At 68.7% G+C, this 18,727-nt stretch carries 19 protein-coding genes; 15 read left to right on the top strand and 4 right to left on the bottom strand.

From position 1 onward, the window contains the following. Positions 1–5: 5 nt before the first annotated feature. A complete protein-coding gene (locus tag L2Z93_RS16385) occupies positions 6–341 on the bottom strand; it encodes a cupin domain-containing protein (RefSeq protein ID WP_090588387.1) in 336 nt (111 codons plus the stop codon). Positions 342–397: 56 nt separating this feature from the next. On the opposite strand from L2Z93_RS16385, the gene L2Z93_RS16380 reads away from it, so the two are divergent. The 6 genes from L2Z93_RS16380 to L2Z93_RS16355 all read left to right on the top strand — a co-directional run bounded on the left by L2Z93_RS16380 (position 398) and on the right by L2Z93_RS16355 (position 5,435). After that, positions 398–2,026, top strand: coding sequence for an acyl-CoA dehydrogenase family protein (locus L2Z93_RS16380; protein ID WP_090588385.1), 1,629 nt, complete (start codon positions 398–400; stop codon positions 2,024–2,026). Between the two features lie 4 nt (positions 2,027–2,030). After that, positions 2,031–2,948 (top strand): crotonase/enoyl-CoA hydratase family protein, encoded by a 918-nt coding sequence (locus L2Z93_RS16375; protein WP_090588383.1) that lies wholly within the window; start codon positions 2,031–2,033, stop codon positions 2,946–2,948. 4 nt (positions 2,949–2,952) lie between these two features. Beyond that, a complete protein-coding gene (locus L2Z93_RS16370; RefSeq protein WP_090588881.1) occupies positions 2,953–3,669 on the top strand; it encodes a PaaX family transcriptional regulator C-terminal domain-containing protein in 717 nt (238 codons plus the stop codon). Further along, positions 3,666–4,136, top strand: coding sequence for a DUF2628 domain-containing protein (locus L2Z93_RS16365; protein WP_090588380.1), 471 nt, complete (start codon positions 3,666–3,668; stop codon positions 4,134–4,136). Before L2Z93_RS16370 ends, L2Z93_RS16365 begins: the two co-directional genes overlap by 4 nt. 9 nt (positions 4,137–4,145) lie before the next feature. Then, the gene (locus tag L2Z93_RS16360; RefSeq protein ID WP_234786090.1) at positions 4,146–4,559 is read left to right on the top strand and encodes a DUF2628 domain-containing protein; all 414 of its coding nucleotides are present in this window, start codon (positions 4,146–4,148) and stop codon (positions 4,557–4,559) included. 105 nt (positions 4,560–4,664) lie between these two features. Continuing rightward, positions 4,665–5,435, top strand: coding sequence for a crotonase/enoyl-CoA hydratase family protein (locus L2Z93_RS16355; protein ID WP_090588377.1), 771 nt, complete (start codon positions 4,665–4,667; stop codon positions 5,433–5,435). A gap of 309 nt (positions 5,436–5,744) precedes the next feature. Here L2Z93_RS16355 and L2Z93_RS16350 read toward each other — a convergent pair whose 3' ends face one another. Then, the gene (locus L2Z93_RS16350) at positions 5,745–6,125 is read right to left on the bottom strand and encodes a DUF3060 domain-containing protein (RefSeq protein WP_090588374.1); all 381 of its coding nucleotides are present in this window, start codon (positions 6,123–6,125) and stop codon (positions 5,745–5,747) included. Positions 6,126–6,460: 335 nt separating this feature from the next. On the opposite strand from L2Z93_RS16350, the gene rpsL reads away from it, so the two are divergent. The 6 genes from rpsL (at position 6,461) to arcA (ending at position 13,048) form a co-directional block, all read left to right on the top strand. Continuing rightward, positions 6,461–6,835 (top strand): 30S ribosomal protein S12, encoded by a 375-nt coding sequence (gene rpsL / locus L2Z93_RS16345; protein ID WP_090588371.1) that lies wholly within the window; start codon positions 6,461–6,463, stop codon positions 6,833–6,835. Beyond that, positions 6,835–7,305, top strand: coding sequence for a 30S ribosomal protein S7 (gene rpsG, locus L2Z93_RS16340; protein WP_090588369.1), 471 nt, complete (start codon positions 6,835–6,837; stop codon positions 7,303–7,305). The genes rpsL and rpsG overlap by 1 nt, the downstream gene beginning before the upstream one ends. A gap of 69 nt (positions 7,306–7,374) precedes the next feature. Continuing rightward, positions 7,375–9,477: an elongation factor G gene (gene fusA / locus L2Z93_RS16335; protein ID WP_090588365.1), complete on the top strand. Its 2,103-nt coding sequence runs from the start codon at positions 7,375–7,377 to the stop codon at positions 9,475–9,477. A 158-nt stretch (positions 9,478–9,635) separates the two neighbouring features. Continuing rightward, entirely contained in the window at positions 9,636–10,826 is a 1,191-nt protein-coding gene (gene tuf / locus L2Z93_RS16330) for an elongation factor Tu (protein WP_090588362.1), read from the top strand. A 129-nt stretch (positions 10,827–10,955) separates the two neighbouring features. Then, positions 10,956–11,771, top strand: a complete 816-nt coding sequence (locus tag L2Z93_RS16325) for an SHOCT domain-containing protein (RefSeq protein ID WP_090588359.1) — start codon at positions 10,956–10,958, stop codon at positions 11,769–11,771. Between the two features lie 29 nt (positions 11,772–11,800). Continuing rightward, positions 11,801–13,048, top strand: coding sequence for an arginine deiminase (arcA, locus tag L2Z93_RS16320; protein WP_090588357.1), 1,248 nt, complete (start codon positions 11,801–11,803; stop codon positions 13,046–13,048). A gap of 74 nt (positions 13,049–13,122) precedes the next feature. On the opposite strand, the gene rocD is transcribed toward arcA, so the two are convergent. Further along, positions 13,123–14,364, bottom strand: coding sequence for an ornithine--oxo-acid transaminase (gene rocD / locus L2Z93_RS16315; RefSeq protein ID WP_090588354.1), 1,242 nt, complete (start codon positions 14,362–14,364; stop codon positions 13,123–13,125). Beyond that, positions 14,361–15,134, bottom strand: a complete 774-nt coding sequence (gene ddaH, locus L2Z93_RS16310; protein WP_234786114.1) for a dimethylargininase — start codon at positions 15,132–15,134, stop codon at positions 14,361–14,363. The genes rocD and ddaH overlap by 4 nt, the downstream gene beginning before the upstream one ends. Positions 15,135–15,381: 247 nt before the next feature. Here ddaH and L2Z93_RS16305 point away from each other — a divergent pair, with 247 nt between their 5' ends. From L2Z93_RS16305 to mftF, 3 genes are all read left to right on the top strand, one after another. Next, a complete protein-coding gene (locus tag L2Z93_RS16305; protein WP_090588879.1) occupies positions 15,382–15,834 on the top strand; it encodes an Rv2324 family transcriptional regulator in 453 nt (150 codons plus the stop codon). Positions 15,835–15,871: 37 nt separating this feature from the next. Then, positions 15,872–17,047 carry an NAD(P)/FAD-dependent oxidoreductase gene (locus tag L2Z93_RS16300; RefSeq protein WP_234786089.1) on the top strand — a complete coding sequence of 392 codons (1,176 nt, stop codon included), beginning with the start codon at positions 15,872–15,874 and terminating at the stop codon, positions 17,045–17,047. A gap of 212 nt (positions 17,048–17,259) precedes the next feature. Further along, complete coding sequence (gene mftF / locus L2Z93_RS16295) at positions 17,260–18,705, top strand: mycofactocin biosynthesis glycosyltransferase MftF (RefSeq protein WP_090588349.1); 1,446 nt, start codon at positions 17,260–17,262, stop codon at positions 18,703–18,705. Positions 18,706–18,727: the final 22 nt, after the last annotated feature.

Here is an 18,727-nt window from a genome sequence, read left to right as displayed (position 1 = left end):
GGGCGCTAAGCCAGGTACACCTTGCGCAGCGTCTCGGTGACCGTCCACACGGTGTGGCTGCCACCGGCCAGGCGCACCACATCACCGGCGCGCAGCGCCAGCGCCGGGCTGCCGTCGTCGAACTCGACGGTGGCCGCGCCGGAGAGCACCACGAACAGCTCCTCGGCCTCCACGTCGGTCATCACCCCGGGGCTCATCTCCCAGACGCCGACCTCCAGTCCGCCGAACTCGCCGAGGGCGGTGGCCGCGGTGGTCGGGTCGTCATGAACAGACTGTTCGGCGGGGACCGGCTCGTGGTTGAGCGTCAGGGCGGCGACGTGCGTGACGGCGTTGGGCTGCATGCCACCAGGTTATTACACTTCTTGTTCAAGCGGCGACAAAATGTAACACTGGATTCATGTCGGACACCCACGTCGTTTTCAACCAGGTCCCGCCGCTGCAGGGCTACAACCCCGCCACATCGCCGGTGCTGGCCGAGGCGCTGGAACGCGAAGGCGGCGGCTGGGGCGCCGAGGAGGTGTTCGCGCTCGGCGCACTGGCAGGCACCGCCGAAGCCGAGCGCTGGGGCGACCTCGCCGACCGCAACGCGCCGATCCTGCGCGCCTACGACCGCTACGGCCACCGCGTCGATGAGATCGAATACGACCCCGCCTATCACGAGCTGATGCGCACCGCGATCGCGCACGGCCTGCACGCCGCGCCGTGGGCCGAAGACCGCCCGGGCGCCCACGTCGTGCGCGCCGCGAAGAACGGCGTGTGGACCGTCGAACCTGGGCACTTGTGCCCGATCTCCATGACCTATGCCGTCGTCCCCGCGCTGCGGCACAACCCGGAGCTCGCCGCGATCTACGAACCGCTGCTGACCTCGCGGATCTACGACCCCGAACTCACCGTCCCGGCGACCAAAACCGGCATCACGGCGGGCATGTCGATGACCGAGAAACAGGGCGGCTCCGACGTCCGCGCCGGCACCACCCAAGCGGTTCCCAACGCCGACGGCAGCCACACCCTGACCGGGCACAAGTGGTTCACCTCCGCCGCGATGAGCGATATCTTCCTGGTGCTCGCCCAGGCCCCCGCCGGGTTGAGCTGCTTCATGCTGCCGCGGGTGCTGCCCGACGGAACCCGCAACCGGATGCGCATCATGCGGGTCAAGGACAAGCTCGGCAACCACGCCAACGCCTCCAGCGAGATCGAATACGACGGCGCCGCCGCGTGGCTGGTGGGCGAGGAGGGCCGCGGCGTGCGGACCATCATCGAGATGGTCAACCTCACCCGGCTGGACTGCGCGCTGGGCAGCGCCACCTCGATGCGCAAGGGCCTGGCCCAGGCGATGCACCACACCGCCCACCGCAAGGCGTTCGGCGGCTACCTGATCGACGCGCCGCTGATGCGCAATGTGCTCGCCGATATGGCGGTGGAGGCCGAGGCCGCCACCATGCTGGCCATGCGGATGGCCGGCGCCACCGACCGCGCCGTCCGCGGCGACGAGCGGGAGGCGATGCTGCGCCGTATCGGTCTGGCCGCGGCCAAGTACTGGATCTGCAAGCAGGCCACCGCGCACGCCGCCGAGGCGATGGAGTGCTTCGGCGGCAACGGCTACGCCGAGGAATCCGGCATGCCACGGCTGTTCCGGGAGGCCCCGCTGATGGGCATCTGGGAGGGCTCCGGGAACGTCAGCGCGCTGGACACGCTGCGCGCCATGGCCACCAAACCGGAGTGCGTGGAAGTGCTGCTCGACGAGCTGGCGGGGCCGGCCGGCCAAGACGCCCGGCTCGGCGCGCACGTCGACGGGCTGCGCGCGCAACTGGCCGACCCGGCGACGCTGGAGTACCGGGCCCGCGCGGTCGCGGAGAACATCGCGCTGGCGCTACAGGGCGCGCTGCTGGTCGGCCGCGGCCACCCGGCGGTCGCCGAAGCGTTCCTGGTCACCCGCCTCGACGGCCGCCACGGCGGCGCGTACGGCACCCTGCCGACGGGGCTGGACCTCGCGCCCATCCTGGAGCGCGCGATGGTGAAGGGCTGACGCCGTGGACTTCGACAACCTGGCCACCATGACCTACCAGGTCACCGGGCGCGTCGCCCGGATCACCTTCAACCGGCCGGAGAAGGGCAACGCGATCATCGCCGCCACCCCGCTGGAACTGGCCGCCTGCGTGGAGCGCGCCGACCTGGACCCGGCGGTGCGGGTGATCCTGGTGTCCGGCCGCGGCGAGGGCTTCTGCGCCGGGTTCGACCTGTCGGCCTACGCCGACCAGAGCGCGCCCGACGGCGCCGGCGGGGACCGCCGCGGCACCGTCCTGGACGGACAGACGCAACTGCGCAATCACCGGCCGGACGCGCCGTGGGACCCCATGCTCGACTATCAGATGATGAACCGGTTCGTCCGGGGCTTCGCCAGCCTGATGCGGGCGGACAAGCCGACGGTGGTCAAGATCCACGGCTATTGCGTCGCCGGCGGCGCCGATATCGCGCTGCACGCCGACCAGATCATCGTCGCGTCCGACGCCAAGATCGGTTACCCGCCGATGCGGGTCTGGGGCGTCCCGGCCGCCGGGCTGTGGGCGCACCGCCTCGGCGACCAGCGAGCCAAACGCCTGCTGTTCACCGGCGACTGCATCACCGGCGCGCAGGCCGCCGAGTGGGGGCTGGCCGTGGAAGCCCCAGAACCGGCGGACCTCGATGAGCGCACCGAGCGACTTGTCGAGCGCATCGCGTCGATGCCGGTCAACCAGCTGATGATGGCCAAACTCGCCTGCAACACCGCGCTGCTGCAGCAGGGCGTGGTCACCAGCCAGATGGTGTCGACGGTGTTCGACGGGATCGCCCGGCACACCCCCGAGGGCCACGGGTTCGTCGCCGACGCGCTGGCGAACGGTTTCCGCGACGCGGTCCGGCGCCGCGACGAACCCTACGGTGACGCCGGCCGGCGCGCCTCCGGGGTCTGACCGGGTGCCCGGGACCCGCCGGCTCACCGCGCGGTCGGTGGTGCTGTCGGTGCTGCTCGGCGCGCACCCCGCCTCGGCGACGGCTGCTGAACTGATCCGGCTGACCCGCGACTTCGGCATCCGGGAGTCCACCCTGCGGGTGGCGCTGAGCCGGATGGAGGCCGCCGGGGACCTGATCCGCGCCGACGACGGCTACCGGCTCGCCGACCGATTGCTGGCACGGCAGCGCCGCCAGGACGCCGCCCTGGAACCGTCCCTGCGGGACTGGGACGGCAGCTGGACCACGCTGGTGATCACCGCCGTCGGCGCCGACGCCCGGTCCCGCGCGGACCTACGCGCGCGGCTGCGTCAGGCCCGGTTCGGCGAACTGCGCGAGGGGGTGTGGCTGCGCCCGGCGAACCTCGAGGATTCCGGTTTCGACGACCTGGCCGGGCGGGCGCGGGTGCTGTCGGCGCGCGACGACGACCCGGCCGCGTTGGCCGCCGCGCTGTGGGACCTCGACGGCTGGGCGGGGCGCGGCCGAGACCTGCTGGCCGCGTTGTCGCGCGCCGACGACGTTCCCGCCCGGTTCGCCGTCGCCGCCGCCATCGTGCGCCACCTGCTCACCGACCCGGTGCTGCCGACCGCGCTGCTGCCCCCCGATTGGCCGGGGGACCAGCTGCGGGCGGCCTACCGGGAATTCGCCGCCGACTTCGCCCGGCGGCTAGCCTCGACGCCATGACCGAGCCGCACCGCGACTGGACGGATCAACCGGCCGAGGACGCCGGACTCGCCGACATCTGGCGCCGGCGGTTCGCCTTCTACGACGCCTACGGCACGCCGAACTCCTCACCGGAGGCACAGCAGGCGTTCAAGGCGCTGCCATTCGGAACCCGGATGCGGATCAGCGGGAACTTCCTGGCCGCTCTGTTCGGGCCGCTGTACTTCTTCGCCAAGGGCATGTGGCGGAAGGGCTTGAGCCTGCTCGGACTCGGCTTGGCGCTGGGCGTAGTGGTGGCCTACACCGACTTCGGCGGAGCGATCGACCGTGCGCTGAACTTCGTGGTGCCGATGATCGCGCTGCTGACCGCGAACTGGTGCTACTACCTGCAGGTCCGATTCCGCAGTGAGTCCTGGAACCCGTTCGAGGGGATGACCAGCCACCGGCCGCCCGGGCGTCGGCCCGAGGCGCATGCGGCTGACAGCTAACCTTCAGAAATGCCCGATTGGTCCGAGAAGTACGCCGGCCTGCCGCCGATCTGGCAGGCCCGATTCAAGTTCTACGACAAGTTCGGGCACCCCGCCTCGCAGAACGCCCGCGCCGCGGCGCAGCAGCTGGACTTCTGGAGCCGGTTCCTGATGCGGTTCAACCTGTGGGCGTTGCTGTTCAGCCCGATCTACTTCTTCATCAAGGGCATGTGGCGCAAGGGCCTGACGCTGCTGGCGCTGAACATCGCCGCCGCGCTGGGATTGTCCGCGGCCGGCTGGCCCAACCAGTGGGCGAATCTGGTCGCCGGTGCGATCGGGCTGGTGACCGCCAACTGGGCCTACTACCTGCACGTCACGCAGCGCAGCGTGTCCTGGAACCCGTTCGAGGGCTCGGCGCTGAGCCCGGGCGGCGAGCGACTGTGAGTCGACGATGCGGGACGAGGGACGAGTCCTGCGGAGGAGCGAACTCATGGGCGCTGTGAGTCGACGATGCGGGACGAGGGACGAGTCCTGCGGAGGAGCGAACTCATGGGCGCTGTGACGGTTCGGGTGGAGCGCGACGGCCCGGTGACCACGGTCATCCTGTCGCGGCCGCACGCCCGCAACGCCGTCGACGGCCCCACCGCCGCCGCGCTGCACGACGCATTCGCCGCCTTCGACGCCGACGACACCGCCGCCGTGGCGGTGCTGGCCGGTGACGGCGGCACGTTCTGTTCCGGCGCGGATCTCAAGGCGATGGGCGGCCCCGAGAGCAACCGCGTCGAACCCGACGGGCCCGGACCGATGGGCCCGACCCGGATGACGCTGTCCAAACCGGTGATCGCCGCCGTCAGCGGGCACGCGGTGGCCGGCGGGCTGGAACTCGCGCTGTGGTGCGACCTGCGGGTCGTCGAGTCCGACGCCGTGTTTGGGGTGTTCTGCCGGCGCTGGGGGGTGCCGCTGATCGACGGCGGCACCGTCCGGCTGCCCCGGCTGATCGGGGGATCCCGCGCGATGGACCTGATCCTCACGGGCCGCGCTGTGGACGCGCAGGAGGCGCTGGCCATCGGGCTGGCCAACCGGGTGGTTCCGCCCGGGCAGGCCCGCGCCGCCGCGGAGGCGCTCGCCGCCGAGCTGGCCGGGTTGCCGCAGGGTTGTCTGCGCGCCGACCGTGCCTCGGCGCTCGGCCAGTGGGGGATGGCCGAGCCGGACGCGCTGGTCGCCGAATTCGCCAGCCTGGCCGCCGTCGCGCCGGAATCGCTGGCTGGCGCGAAACGCTTCGCCCAGGGCGCCGGCCGGCACGGGGCGCCCGCCGATTAACCCCAATGCTGCGGGGATAGGCCCACGAACGGCCCGTTTCTGCTCGAGTGGCCAACGATGCACACAAAAGCCCAGGATGGCTTCCCACGCAGCGGACACCATGGAGCGCTCGTGCTCTATCGGGCCGCTCGCGGGCGTTCTTGTGCCGAATCCGGCCACTCGATCGGGATTTCGTGCCGAAACGGACCGCGCGGCACCAGCCGCCGCGGCCAGTTCCGCGCTGAGGGAGACGCACGCGGCGACTCCCACCCGCGCGGAGCCACCTGTGTCACGCGTGACCCACCAGCAACACCGTGAAGTGCCCGCCGATCAACCCCGCCGGACGGTGTTCCCGCCACCGGTGTCGCTCACGGTGGGGTTCCCGTCGCGGTAGGTCACGGTGTTGTTCACCCCGCCGGTCGACACCCGGCCGGTGATCTTGTCCACGGTGAGCCGATTGTCGCTGCCGGTGATCTCCACATCGGCGCAGGCGCCGGTGACGGTCAGCTTGTTGTTGGAGCCGCCGACCGACAGCGAACGCCCCGACCCGCAGTCGATGGTCATGGTGGTGCCCATCGGGGAGTAGCTGATGGCGCTGCCGGGCTCGCCGTGGTCGTCGGCGCCCGGGCCGACGCCGCCGCAGCCGGCCAGCCCGCAGATTGTGACCGCGATCACCGCGGGCGCGAAGGTGCGGACGCCGAGGCCGGGCATGGCGGGCAGCCTACGCCTACAATCGTTGCCGAGAAGGCCTGACGACTCGGCGTTTCCGCAGTTGGGAGGCCCTGTTGGCGCGCTTTGACCTGCAGCGCCGCGGGCGGGTATGGTAGTAGCTCGTGCCTGGCCACCAGGCGCGCACGCCGCTGCCTGTCAGCGGTGAGGTGCGCCGTCGGGCGAATTCGCGTGTGCCACGTCGAGAATCTAGATCAGTTTCTTGGCGCGGGTGCGCCCGACACGCCCGGTCGCGGGTTACGAGACCGGGGCCATAACCGCAGTACAGAGACCTCAAAGCAAGACCTCGAAGAAGTAGCAACACAGGAAGCCGGTAAATGCCAACCATCAACCAGCTGGTCCGCAAGGGCCGCCACGACAAGGCGACGAAGGTGAAGACCGCGGCGCTGAAGGGCAGCCCGCAGCGCCGTGGCGTGTGCACCCGCGTGTACACCACCACCCCGAAGAAGCCGAACTCGGCGCTTCGCAAGGTCGCCCGTGTGCGGCTGACCAGTGGCGTTGAGGTCACCGCTTACATCCCCGGCGAAGGCCACAACCTGCAGGAGCACTCGATGGTGCTGGTGCGCGGTGGTCGTGTGAAGGACCTGCCGGGTGTGCGTTACAAGATCATCCGCGGTTCGCTCGACACCCAGGGTGTGAAGAACCGCAAGCAGGCCCGTAGCCGCTACGGCGCCAAGAAGGAGAAGAGCTAATGCCGCGCAAGGGCCCGGCGCCGAAGCGCCCCCTGGTCAACGATCCGGTCTACGGTTCGCAGCTGGTGACCCAGCTGGTCAACAAGATCCTGCTGGACGGCAAGAAGTCCACCGCCGAGCGCATCGTCTACGGCGCGATGGAGCAGGCCCGGGACAAGACCGGCACCGATCCGGTCATCACCCTCAAGCGCGCGCTGGACAACGTCAAGCCGAGCCTCGAGGTCCGCAGCCGCCGCGTCGGTGGCGCCACCTACCAGGTGCCGGTCGAGGTCCGTCCGGACCGCTCCACCACGCTGGCGCTGCGCTGGCTGGTCAGCTTCTCGCGGGCTCGCCGCGAGAAGACCATGATCGAGCGTCTCGCCAACGAGATCCTCGACGCCAGCAACGGCCTGGGCGCCTCCGTCAAGCGGCGTGAGGACACCCACAAGATGGCCGAGGCCAACCGCGCCTTTGCGCACTACCGCTGGTGATCACGCCCGGCGATGAGCCAGGTGTGGATCAGCAGATGAATCTACGAAGCGAAAGAGTGGGAATTTAGCGTGGCACAAGAGGTGCTCACCGACCTGAGCAAGGTCCGCAACATCGGCATCATGGCGCACATCGACGCCGGCAAGACCACCACCACCGAACGGATCCTGTTCTACACCGGGGTCAACTACAAGATCGGTGAGACCCACGACGGCGCCTCCACCACCGACTGGATGGAACAGGAGCAGGAGCGCGGCATCACCATCACCTCCGCCGCGGTGACCTGTTTCTGGAACGGCACCCAGATCAACATCATCGACACCCCCGGGCACGTCGACTTCACCGTCGAGGTGGAGCGCTCGCTGCGCGTGCTCGACGGCGCCGTGGCGGTGTTCGACGGCAAGGAAGGCGTCGAGCCGCAGTCCGAGCAGGTCTGGCGTCAGGCCGACAAGTACGACGTCCCGCGCATCTGTTTCGTCAACAAGATGGACAAGCTGGGCGCCGACTTCTACTTCTCGGTGCGCACCATGGAAGAGCGCCTCGGCGCCCGCGCCATCCCGATCCAGCTGCCGATCGGCGCCGAGAACGACTTCGAGGGCGTCGTCGACCTGGTCGAGATGGTCGCCAAGGTGTGGCGCGGCGAGACCAAGATGGGCGAGAAGTACGAGGTCGTCGAGATCCCCGCGGACCTGGCTGACAAGGTCGAGGAGTACCGGACCAAGCTGCTCGAGGTCGTCGCCGAAGCCGACGACGACCTGATGGAGAAGTACCTCGGTGGCGAGGAACTGACCGTCGAGGAGATCAAGGCCGGCATCCGCAAGCTCACCGTCACCTCCGAGATCTACCCGGTGCTGTGCGGCTCGGCGTTCAAGAACAAGGGCGTTCAGCCCATGCTCGACGCCGTCGTCGACTACCTGCCGACCCCGCTGGACGTCCCCGCCGCCGAGGGCCACGTGCCCGGCAAGGAAGACGAGATCATCAGCCGGAAGCCGTCGATCGACGAGCCGTTCTCCGCGCTGGCGTTCAAGATCGCCGTGCACCCGTTCTTCGGCAAGCTGACCTACATTCGGGTGTACTCCGGCAAGGTCGACTCCGGCTCCTCGGTGGTCAACTCCACCAAGGGCAAGAAGGAGCGTCTGGGCAAGCTGTTCCAGATGCACGCCAACAAGGAGAACCCGGTCGATTCCGCCTCCGTCGGCCATATCTACGCGGTCATCGGCCTCAAGGACACCACCACCGGTGACACCCTGTGCGATCCGAACCATCAGATCGTGCTGGAGTCGATGACCTTCCCCGATCCGGTGATCGAGGTGGCCATCGAGCCCAAGACCAAGAGCGACCAGGAGAAGCTGGGCACCGCGATCCAGAAGCTCTCCGAAGAGGACCCCACCTTCAAGGTGCACCTGGACCAGGAGACCGGCCAGACCGTCATCGGCGGCATGGGCGAGCTGCACCTGGACATCCTGGTGGACCGTATGCGCCGCGAGTTCAAGGTCGAGGCCAACGTCGGCAAGCCGCAGGTGGCCTACCGCGAGACCATCCGCAAGAAGGTCGAGAACGTCGAGTTCACCCACAAGAAGCAGACCGGTGGGTCGGGCCAGTTCGCGAAGGTGCAGATCACGCTGGAGCCGTTCGTCGGCGAAGACGGCGCGACCTACGAGTTCGAGAACAAGGTCACCGGCGGCCGCATCCCGCGCGAGTACATCCCGTCGGTGGACGCCGGCGCCCAGGACGCCATGCAGTACGGCGTGCTGGCCGGCTACCCGCTGGTGAACGTCAAGGTCACCCTGCTCGACGGCGCCTACCACGACGTCGACTCCTCGGAAATGGCCTTCAAGATCGCCGGTTCCCAGGCCCTGAAGAAGGCTGCCAACGCTGCGCAGCCGGTCATCCTGGAGCCCCTCATGGCCGTCGAGGTCACCACGCCCGAGGACTACATGGGCGACGTGATCGGCGACCTGAACTCCCGCCGTGGCCAGATCCAGGCCATGGAGGAACGCAGCGGCGCCCGTGTCGTCAAGGCGCAGGTTCCGCTGTCGGAGATGTTCGGCTACGTCGGCGACCTCCGGTCGAAGACCCAGGGCCGGGCGAACTACTCCATGGTGTTCGACTCGTATGCGGAAGTCCCCGCGAACGTGTCGAAGGAGATCATCGCGAAGGCGACGGGCGAGTGAGCGTAGCGAGCGAGTCCGGAGCCGTAGCCATGGGCAACGCGAAGGCGACGGGCGAGTAAGCCCATTCGGGGCGGTGGACTACTCTGCTAACCCGGCTGACAACCCAATAAATCAACCCCTGCTTTAACCAGAAGCACCAACAGTCCAGGAGGACAAAAGTGGCGAAGGCGAAGTTCGAGCGGACGAAGCCGCACGTCAACATCGGGACCATCGGTCACGTTGACCACGGCAAGACCACGCTGACCGCGGCTATCACCAAGGTTCTGCACGACAAGTACCCCGATTTGAACGAGTCGCGCGCATTCGACCAGATCGACAATGCGCCCGAAGAGCGTCAGCGCGGTATCACCATCAACATCTCCCACGTGGAGTACCAGACTGACAAGCGCCACTACGCGCACGTCGACGCCCCCGGCCACGCCGACTACATCAAGAACATGATCACCGGCGCCGCTCAGATGGACGGCGCGATCCTGGTGGTCGCCGCGACCGACGGCCCGATGCCGCAGACCCGCGAGCACGTGCTGCTGGCCCGCCAGGTCGGCGTGCCCTACATCCTGGTCGCGCTGAACAAGTCCGACATGGTCGACGACGAGGAGCTGCTGGAGCTCGTCGAGATGGAGGTCCGCGAACTGCTGGCCGGCCAGGACTTCGACGAGGACGCCCCGGTCATCCGGGTGTCCGCGCTGAAGGCCCTCGAGGGCGACCCGCAGTGGGTCAAGTCCGTCGAGGATCTGATGGACGCCGCCGACGAGAACATCCCGGACCCGGTCCGCGAGACCGACAAGCCGTTCCTGATGCCCGTCGAGGACGTGTTCACCATCACCGGTCGTGGCACCGTGGTGACCGGCCGCGTCGAGCGCGGTGTGATCAACGTGAACGAGGAAGTCGAGATCGTCGGCATCCGCCCGACCGTCACCAAGACCACCGTCACCGGTGTGGAGATGTTCCGCAAGCTGCTCGACCAGGGCATGGCCGGCGACAACGTCGGTCTGCTGGTCCGCGGCATCAAGCGCGAGGACGTCGAGCGCGGCCAGGTTGTGGTCAAGCCCGGCACCACCACCCCGCACACCGAGTTCGAGGGTCAGGTGTACATCCTGAGCAAGGACGAGGGCGGCCGCCACACCCCGTTCTTCAACAACTACCGTCCGCAGTTCTACTTCCGCACCACCGACGTGACCGGTGTTGTGACGCTGCCGGAGGGCACCGAGATGGTTATGCCCGGTGACAACACCGACATCTCCGTCAAGCTGATCCAGCCCGTCGCAATGGACGAGGGCCTGCGCTTCGCGATCCGCGAAGGCGGCCGCACCGTCGGCGCCGGCCGGGTCACCAAGATCATCAAGTGATCTTGTAGCCAAGCTGCGAAAGTGGCGCTCACCTCTCCGGTGGGCGCCACTTTTGTGTGCGGGGGAGGCCGACCTCGGCGGGCTTCGGTACCCTGACGCGGTCGGATCACCACGGCGAAGCGAGGGGCGATGTTCCTGCGGTACCTCAAGGCACAGGCCGCCGTGCTGCTCTGCGGCGGGCTCGTCGGCCCGATCTTCCTGACGGTCTACTTCGCGCTGGGCTCCGACCCGCTGCTGAAGTGGATGTTCTGGACCGGTTTGCTGGTCACCGCCGGCGATGTGCTGGTCGCGCTGTGGCTCACCAGCATGTTCACCCGGTCGGCCGGGGTGAGCGAGCGCCTGGACGCCAACGGGATCGTGGGGCTGGCGCGGATCACCTCGATCCAGGAGACCAACACCCAGATCAACGACCGGCCGCTGGTCAAACTCCGGCTGCACATCGAAGCCCCCGGATTGGCGCCCATGGACGTCGAGGACCGGGTGATCGCGTCCATCACCCGGCTGCCGCTGCTCAGCGGCCGGGAGCTGGTGGTGATGGTCGACCCGGATGACCGCAGCTTCCGGATCGACTGGGACCGCAGCGCCCTGGTCGCCGGCGCCGTTCCGGCGACCTTCACGCTCGCCGAAGACGGGCGGACCTACGACCTCACCGGACAGTCCAAACCGCTGATCGACATCCTGCGGATCCTGCAGGCCAACGGCATTCCCTTCAACGGCGTCATCAACGTCCGGGACAACCCGAGTGTGCGTCAGCAGGTCTCCGACGTGGTGCGCGCGGCCGGACGTTCCCGGGAGTCCGTGCCCACCAACCCGGCGCCGGAGCCCGCCGAACCGAAATTGCCGTTCGCGCAGCGGATTCAGGAGTTGGAGCAGTTGCGCGCCAACGGCCTGATCTCCGAAGCCGAGTACGTCGCGAAACGTCAGCAGATCATCGCCGACCTGTAGGTTCGTCGGCCATCGGAAGGGAATGGGACATGAGCAGACCGTCTGACGCCTACGGAGTGCACTCCGAAGTGGGCAAACTGCGCAAGGTGCTGGTGTGCTCCCCGGGCTTGGCCCATGAACGGCTCACCCCGACCAACTGCGACGACCTGCTGTTCGACGATGTGCTGTGGGTGCAGAACGCGCGCCGCGACCACTTCGACTTCATGAACAAGCTGCGGGACCGCGACGTCGAGGTCGTCGAGCTGCACAATCTGCTCACCGAGACGGTGGCGATCCCGGAGGCCAAGTCCTGGCTGCTGGATCGCAAGATCGTGGCCAACGAAGTGGGCCTGGGACTGGTCGAGGACACCCGCGGCTTCCTGGACTCCCTGCAGCCCCGCCGGCTCGCCGAACTGTTGATCGGCGGCATGTCCACCCGCGATCTGCCCGCCGACATCCAATCGGGTTACCGGGCGTTGGCCCGCGAGGACACCGGCGTCACCGAGTACCTGATGCCGCCGCTGCCCAACACGCTGTACACCCGTGACACCACCTGCTGGATCTACGGGGGCCTGACGCTCAACCCGCTGTTCTGGCCCGCGCGCCACGACGAGACGCTGCTGATGAAGGCCATCTATGAGTTCCACCCCGACTACGTGGGCTCCGAAGTGTGGTGGGGTGACCCGGAAAAGTCTTGGGGCATGGCCACATTGGAGGGTGGCGACGTGCTGATACCGGGCAACGGCGTCGTTGTGATCGGGATGAGCGAACGATCGTCCCGCCAAGCCATCACCCAGGTCGCGGCAGAATTGTTCGCCCGGGGCGCGGCCGACAAGGTCATCGTCGCGGGCATGCCCAAGCTGCGCGCGGCGATGCACTTGGACACGGTGTTCACCTTCGCCGACCGGGACGTGGTCACCATCTACCCCGAAATCGTCGACGGGATCGCGCCGTTCACCCTGGTTCCCAGTGACAAGAACTCAGGTGTCGAGGTGATTGAGGAGACCAAGCCGTTCGTGGACGTGGTGGCTGCCGCGCTCGGCTTGCCCGCCTTGCGGGTGGTGAAAACCGGTGGCACCAAATATGACTCGGAGCGCCAACAGTGGGACAGCGGCAACAACCTCGTCGCCGTCGAACCCGGCGTGGTGTTCGCCTATGACCGCAACACGCACACCAATGCGCTGTTGCGCAAGGCGGGCATCGAGGTGATCACCATCGTCGGCGCTGAACTCGGGCGCGGCCGCGGCGGCGGGCACTGCATGACGTGCCCGATCATCCGCGACGGGGTCGACTACTAGGACGTGGACCGGAGCTCGGTGCTTGATAGGCGGTTCCAGCTTCGACTTGGCTCCGCAAGCTCCGCCAAGCCTCGCTAAACCGCCGCCAGCGCCTCGGCCAATTGACCCACCGCCCAGTCGATCTCCTCGGCGGTGATGACGATCGGCGGGGCGAACCGCAGCGTGGAACCGTGGGTGTCCTTGACCAGGATGCCGCGCCGGGCCAGCGCCATGCTGAGCTCCTTGCCGGTGCCCAGGTCGGGGTCGACGTCCACACCGGCCCACAGCCCGAAGCCGCGCACCGCTAGCACCCCCTGGCCGATCAGCGCGCGCAGCCCGGCGTGCAGCCGCTCGCCGAGCTCGCGGGAGCGGGCCTGGAACTCGCCGGTGGCCAGCATCTTCACCACGGTCGTGCCGACCGCAGTGGCCAGCGGGTTGCCACCGAAGGTGGAACCGTGCTCGCCGGGGTTGAGCACGCCGAGCACATCGGCGTTGGCCACCACGGCCGACAGCGGCACCACCGCGCCGCCGAGCGCCTTGCCGAGCAGGTACACGTCGGGCACCACGCCCCAGCGCTGGCAGGCGAAGGTGTAGCCGGTGCGGGCCAGCCCGGACTGGATCTCGTCGGCGATCATCAGCACGTTGTTGGCCGTGCAGATCTCACGCACCCGGGGCAGGAAGTCGTCCGGCGGGACGATGATCCCGGCCTCGCCCTGGATCGGCTCCAGCAGCACGGCGACGGTGTTCTCATCGATGGCGGCGGCCACCGCGTCGGCGTCACCGAACGGAACCTTGCGGAACCCGGGGGTGTACGGACCGAAGCCGCCGCGGGCCACCGGGTCCGAGGAGAAGCTGACGATGCTGATGGTCCGGCCGTGGAAGTTGTTCTCCGCCACCACGATATTGGCTTGACCGTCCGGGACGCCCTTGACCTCGGCGCCCCACTTGCGGGCCACCTTGATGCCGCTCTCCACGGCCTCGGCGCCGCTGTTCATCGGCAGCACCATGTCCTTGTCGGCCAGCTTGGCCAGCGCCGCGGCGAACGGCCCCAGCCGGTCGGAGTGGAAGGCGCGGCTGGCCAGCGTCATGGTGTCGAGCTGGGCGTGCGCGGCCGCGGTGATCTCCGGGTTGCGGTGGCCGAAGTTGACCGCGGAGTAGGCGGCCAGGCAGTCCAGGTAGCGGCGGCCGTCAACGTCGGTGATCCACGCGCCCTCGGCGGAGTGGGCCACCACCGGCAGCGGCGCGTAGTTGCGCGCCACATGCCCGCTCTCTAGCTCGATGGCGGCGTCGGTGTTGGGGGTCGCGCTCTCGGAAGTCACGTTGTCCAGGATGGTCATGAGTACACCTCGAATGTGCAGCATTTGACAGATCCGCCGCCCTTGAGCAGTTCGGACAGATCGATGGCGATGGGTTCGAATCCGGCGTCGCGCAGTTGCCGGGCGAATCCGGTGGCGGCGGCCGGCACCAGGACGTTCCTGCCGTCGGACACCGAGTTCAGCCCGAACGCCAGCGCGTCGGCCTCGGACACCTCGATGGCGTCCGCGAACAGCGTGCGCAGCACTTCCTGGGACTCCGGGGCGAAGGCCGGCGGGTAGTAGGCGATGGTGTGGTCGTCGAGGACGGCCAGGCAGACGTCGAGGTGGTAGAACCGCTCGTCGACCAGGTGCAGGCTGATCACCGGCATTCCGGTGATCGCCGCGATCTCGCCATGGGCGGTGTGGTCGGTGCGAAAACCGGTGCCCGCCAGGATCATCGACCCGACGGTGAGCATGTCGCCCTGGCCCTCGTTGAATCCGGAGGTCGGGATCGGGGAGTGGCCGGCGGCGGTCATCCAGTCCGCGTGGGCCAGTGCCTCGTCCGCCCGCTGCGGGAACCTGAACTGGGCCAGCACCGCCGAACCGTTGACGATGGTGCCGCCGTTGGCCGCGAACACCATGTCCGGCAGACCCGGAACCGGGCTCATCAGGTCGACGCGGTGGCCGAGGTCGAGGTAGGCCTGACGCAGTGAATCCCACTGCCGCAGCGCCAGTTCGGCGTCGACGCCGCTGACGGTGTCCATCCACGGGTTGATCGCGTACTCGACGGTGAAGTACGTCGGCGGGGCCATCACGTAGTGCCGGGTGCGCGCGACCCGTGCGGCCTGGCGGGCGGGGGCCGGGTAGTGCGGATGCTGGGTGTGGCTGGCGTGCGGGGCCCGGCAATGCTCCGCGGCGATGTCACAGATCGTCATGCTCGCAATGGTATTTTCAGCGCGCGGCGCAAGCAATCGACATGCATTGCGAGTTAGCACACTGATCAATGCGCTGCGGCCGCCATTACGGCGTTTTATTGTGTGTGAGGAGGAGGGCTGTGTGGTGCATCACTTGGACCGGACCGACGAGCTGATTCTGACCGAGCTCGCCGAGCACGCGCGGGCGACGTTCGCCGAGATCGGCGCCAAGGTCAACTTGTCCGCCCCGGCGGTCAAGCGCCGCGTCGACCGGTTGGTCGGCGCCGGGGTGATCCGCGGTTTCACCACCGTGGTCGACCGCAGCGCATTGGGTTGGCACACCGAGGCTTTCGTGCAGGTGTACTGTCACGGCACCATCTCGCCGGAGGTGCTGCGGCGCGCCTGGGCCGATATTCCGGAGGTGGTGAGCGCCGCCACCGTCACCGGCACCGCGGACGCCATCCTGCACGTGCTGGCCCGGGACATGCAGCACCTGGAGAACGCGTTGGAGCGGATCCGCTGCAGCGCGGACATCGAACGCAGCGAGTCCATCGTGGTGCTGACCAACCTCATCGACCGGGCCCGATCCGGCGGCTGAACCCCGACGTCGGTCCGCGGTCGTGTATGAACAGACCGTGGCCAAACAGGGAATCGTGATCGTCGGCGCCGGCCTGGCGGCCGTGCGCCTCAGTGAGCAACTCCGTCGCGGTGGGTACGACGGCCCGCTGACCATCGTCGGCGAGGAGCCCCATCTGCCGTATGACCGTCCACCGCTGTCGAAGGAGGCGTTGCGCGATCCGAGCGTGGACACCACGCTCAAACCCGCGCAGTTCTACGCCGACCAGAACATCACGCTGCGGCTCGGGTCGCCGGCCGTCGGGCTGGACACTGCGACGCGTGTCGTGCGGCTGGCCGACGGGACCGAGCTCGGCTACGACGAGCTGATCATCGCAACGGGATTGCGGCCCAGGAGAATTCCCGGCTTCGACCTTCCCGGCGTGCATGTGCTCCGGTTCGTCGACGACAAGGCTGCGCTGAGCGCCGACGCCGCCGGCGCGCGCCGGGCGGTCGTCGTCGGCGCCGGATTCATCGGCTGCGAAGTGACCGCCAGCCTGCGCGCGATGGGCCTCGAGGTGGTTCTGGTGGAACCGGCCGCGCAACCGCTGGCGGGGGTGCTCGGCGAGCAGATCGGAGCGCTGGTCGCCCGGTTGCATCGCGCCGAGGGGGTCGACGTCCGCACTGGTGTCGGAGTGCGCGCGGTGTCCGGCGAGGACCGGGTGCGGGCTGTCACGCTGGGTGACGGCGTCGAGATCGACGCGGACCTGGTGGTGCTGGGCATCGGGTCGACGCCGGCGACGGACTGGCTGGAGGGTTCGGGCGTCGAGGTCGGCGACGGCGTGATCTGCGACAACGTCGGGCGCGCCAGCGCGCCGCATGTGTGGGCGGCCGGCGACGTGGCGGCCTGGCGAGACCGTGACGGGGTGCTGGCGCGCCCGGAGCACTGGAGCAACGTGGCCGAGCAGGCGCGCGTGCTGGTTCCGGCGATCCTCGGTGGTCAGATTCCGGAAACTGTTGTGGTGCCGTTCTTTTGGAGTGACCAGTATGACGTCAAGCTGCAGAGTCTGGGCGCGATGAAGGACGGCGACGTGGTGCACGTGGTGGACGACGATGGGCGGGCGTTCCTGGCGTACTACGAGCGCGACGGGATTCTGGTCGGCGCGGTGGGCGCCGGGATACCGGGCCGGGTGACCAAAGCCCGCGGAAAGATCGCGGCCGGCGTGCCGATCGCCGAGGTGATCGGGCCGGACTGAGTCCAGAAAAGTCGTGACTCACGGGGCTGGCGTGACCCCGGTGACCCGCGCGGCAGGCGAGGAACGGCTTGGGCAAATTGACGGCGATCAACCGGTGATATTCGGGTGGATACCGCCTAACATCACCTCTCGTGGTCGCTGCTGCCGGAACTGGACGCTCTAAACCGATCGAGCGCGGTGTCGGCGGGACCGCGGTGGGTGAGGGGTAGATCTTGGGGGACACACGGCAGCGGGGGCCCGTCGACACGGCGGGGCCGCGGCTTCCCGACGGTTTCGCGGTGCAGGTGGACCGACGGGTTCGGGTGCTCGGCGCGGGCACGGCGTTGCTCGGTGGGTCGCCGGCCCGCCTGCTGCGCTTACAGCCCGAGGCCGGCGGCATGCTCGACGGTGGCCGCCTTGAGGTCCGCGACGCGCAGTCCGCGGAACTGGCCCGCACACTCTTGGACGCCACCGTCGCGCACCCGCGACCGGCCAGTGGCCCGTCCTATCTGGACGTCACCATCGTCATCCCGGTCTGTGACAATATCGCCGGGGTAGTGCGGTTGCTCAACACCTTGCGCGGCATGAAGGTCATCGTCGTCGACGACGGATCCGTTGATCCATTGCGGGACAGCGACTTCGACGCCAGCAGCTGTGACGTGCGGATCCTACGCAACGAGCGGCCGCGGGGCCGCGCCGCCGCGCGCAACCTCGGGCTGGCGGCCTGTCAGACCGACTTCGTGGCGTTCCTGGACTCCGATGTGACCCCGCGCCGCGGCTGGATGGAAGCGCTGCTCGGGCACTTTTGCGATCCGGCGGTGGCGCTGGTGGCGCCGCGCATTGTCGGGATGCCGGGGTCGGAGAACCTGCTGGCGCGCTACGAGGCCGTGCGGTCGTCACTGGACCTCGGTAAGCGGGAGGCCCCGGTGGTGGCCTACGGCGCGGTGTCGCACGTGCCCAGCGCGGCGATCGTGGCCCGCGTCGACGCGTTGCGCTCGGTCGCCGGTTTCGACGAGTCGATGTCGTGCGGCGAGGACATCGACCTGTGCTGGAGGTTGACTGAGGTCGGCGCCCGGCTGCGCTACGAACCCATCGCTCTGGTCTCCCACGATTACGGCAGCCGACCATTGGAATGGATGAAGCGGCGCGCGCAGTCCGGCCTCTCGTCGGGACCGCTGGCCGAACGCCATCCGGGCAAGGTGGCCCCGGTGCTGCTCTCGGCGTGGTCGACACTGCCGTGGCTGCTACTGCTGATCGGCACCAGGCTCGGGGCGTTCGCGGCGGTGTTCGCGGCGGGGATGGCCGGCGGCCGATTGGCGCAGGGGATGCGAGTGCCGGAGGCCACCGTTGGCGACGTCGCGGCGGTGGCCGCCCGCGGGCTGGGGGAGGCCGTGCTGCAGCTCGCCTCGGCGATCTGTCGGCACTACTGGCCGGTCGCGGCTGTTGCGGCGCTGTTGGCGCCCCGGTGGCGTCACATCGTGCTGCTGGCGGCCGTGGTCGACGGTGTCGCGGACTGGCTCGCGCATCGAGACGCGGCGGCCGACGAGGTGAAACCCATCGGGCCGCTGGCGTACCTGCTGATCAGGCGGCTCGACGATATGGCCTACGGGGCCGGACTGTGGGCCTCGGCGGTGCGGGGACGCACCATAGAGCCGTTGCTGCCACAGCTGCGCAGCTGAAACACCCCTGGGCGTAACAGGA

Source organism: Mycolicibacterium brumae (assembly GCF_025215495.1).
GTDB classification, from domain to species: Bacteria; Actinomycetota; Actinomycetes; order Mycobacteriales; family Mycobacteriaceae; genus Mycobacterium; species Mycobacterium brumae.
The sequence above is the reverse complement of the archived record's forward strand: the minus strand, read 5'-3'. Positions and strand labels throughout refer to the sequence as shown.

Bases quoted from the DNA above. Each gene is read 5' to 3' on its own strand.
- L2Z93_RS16385 (WP_090588387.1), bottom strand. From the start codon at position 341: ATGCAGCCCAACGCCGTCACGCACGTCGCCGCCCTGACGCTCAACCAC.
- L2Z93_RS16380 (WP_090588385.1), top strand. From the start codon at position 398: ATGTCGGACACCCACGTCGTTTTCAACCAGGTCCCGCCGCTGCAGGGC.
- L2Z93_RS16365 (WP_090588380.1), top strand. From the start codon at position 3,666: ATGACCGAGCCGCACCGCGACTGGACGGATCAACCGGCCGAGGACGCC.
- L2Z93_RS16360 (WP_234786090.1), top strand. From the start codon at position 4,146: ATGCCCGATTGGTCCGAGAAGTACGCCGGCCTGCCGCCGATCTGGCAG.
- L2Z93_RS16355 (WP_090588377.1), top strand. From the start codon at position 4,665: ATGGGCGCTGTGACGGTTCGGGTGGAGCGCGACGGCCCGGTGACCACG.
- L2Z93_RS16350 (WP_090588374.1), bottom strand. From the start codon at position 6,125: ATGCCCGGCCTCGGCGTCCGCACCTTCGCGCCCGCGGTGATCGCGGTC.
- rpsL (WP_090588371.1), top strand. From the start codon at position 6,461: ATGCCAACCATCAACCAGCTGGTCCGCAAGGGCCGCCACGACAAGGCG.
- rpsG (WP_090588369.1), top strand. From the start codon at position 6,835: ATGCCGCGCAAGGGCCCGGCGCCGAAGCGCCCCCTGGTCAACGATCCG.
- L2Z93_RS16325 (WP_090588359.1), top strand. From the start codon at position 10,956: ATGTTCCTGCGGTACCTCAAGGCACAGGCCGCCGTGCTGCTCTGCGGC.
- arcA (WP_090588357.1), top strand. From the start codon at position 11,801: ATGAGCAGACCGTCTGACGCCTACGGAGTGCACTCCGAAGTGGGCAAA.
- rocD (WP_090588354.1), bottom strand. From the start codon at position 14,364: ATGACCATCCTGGACAACGTGACTTCCGAGAGCGCGACCCCCAACACC.
- ddaH (WP_234786114.1), bottom strand. From the start codon at position 15,134: ATGGCCCCGCCGACGTACTTCACCGTCGAGTACGCGATCAACCCGTGG.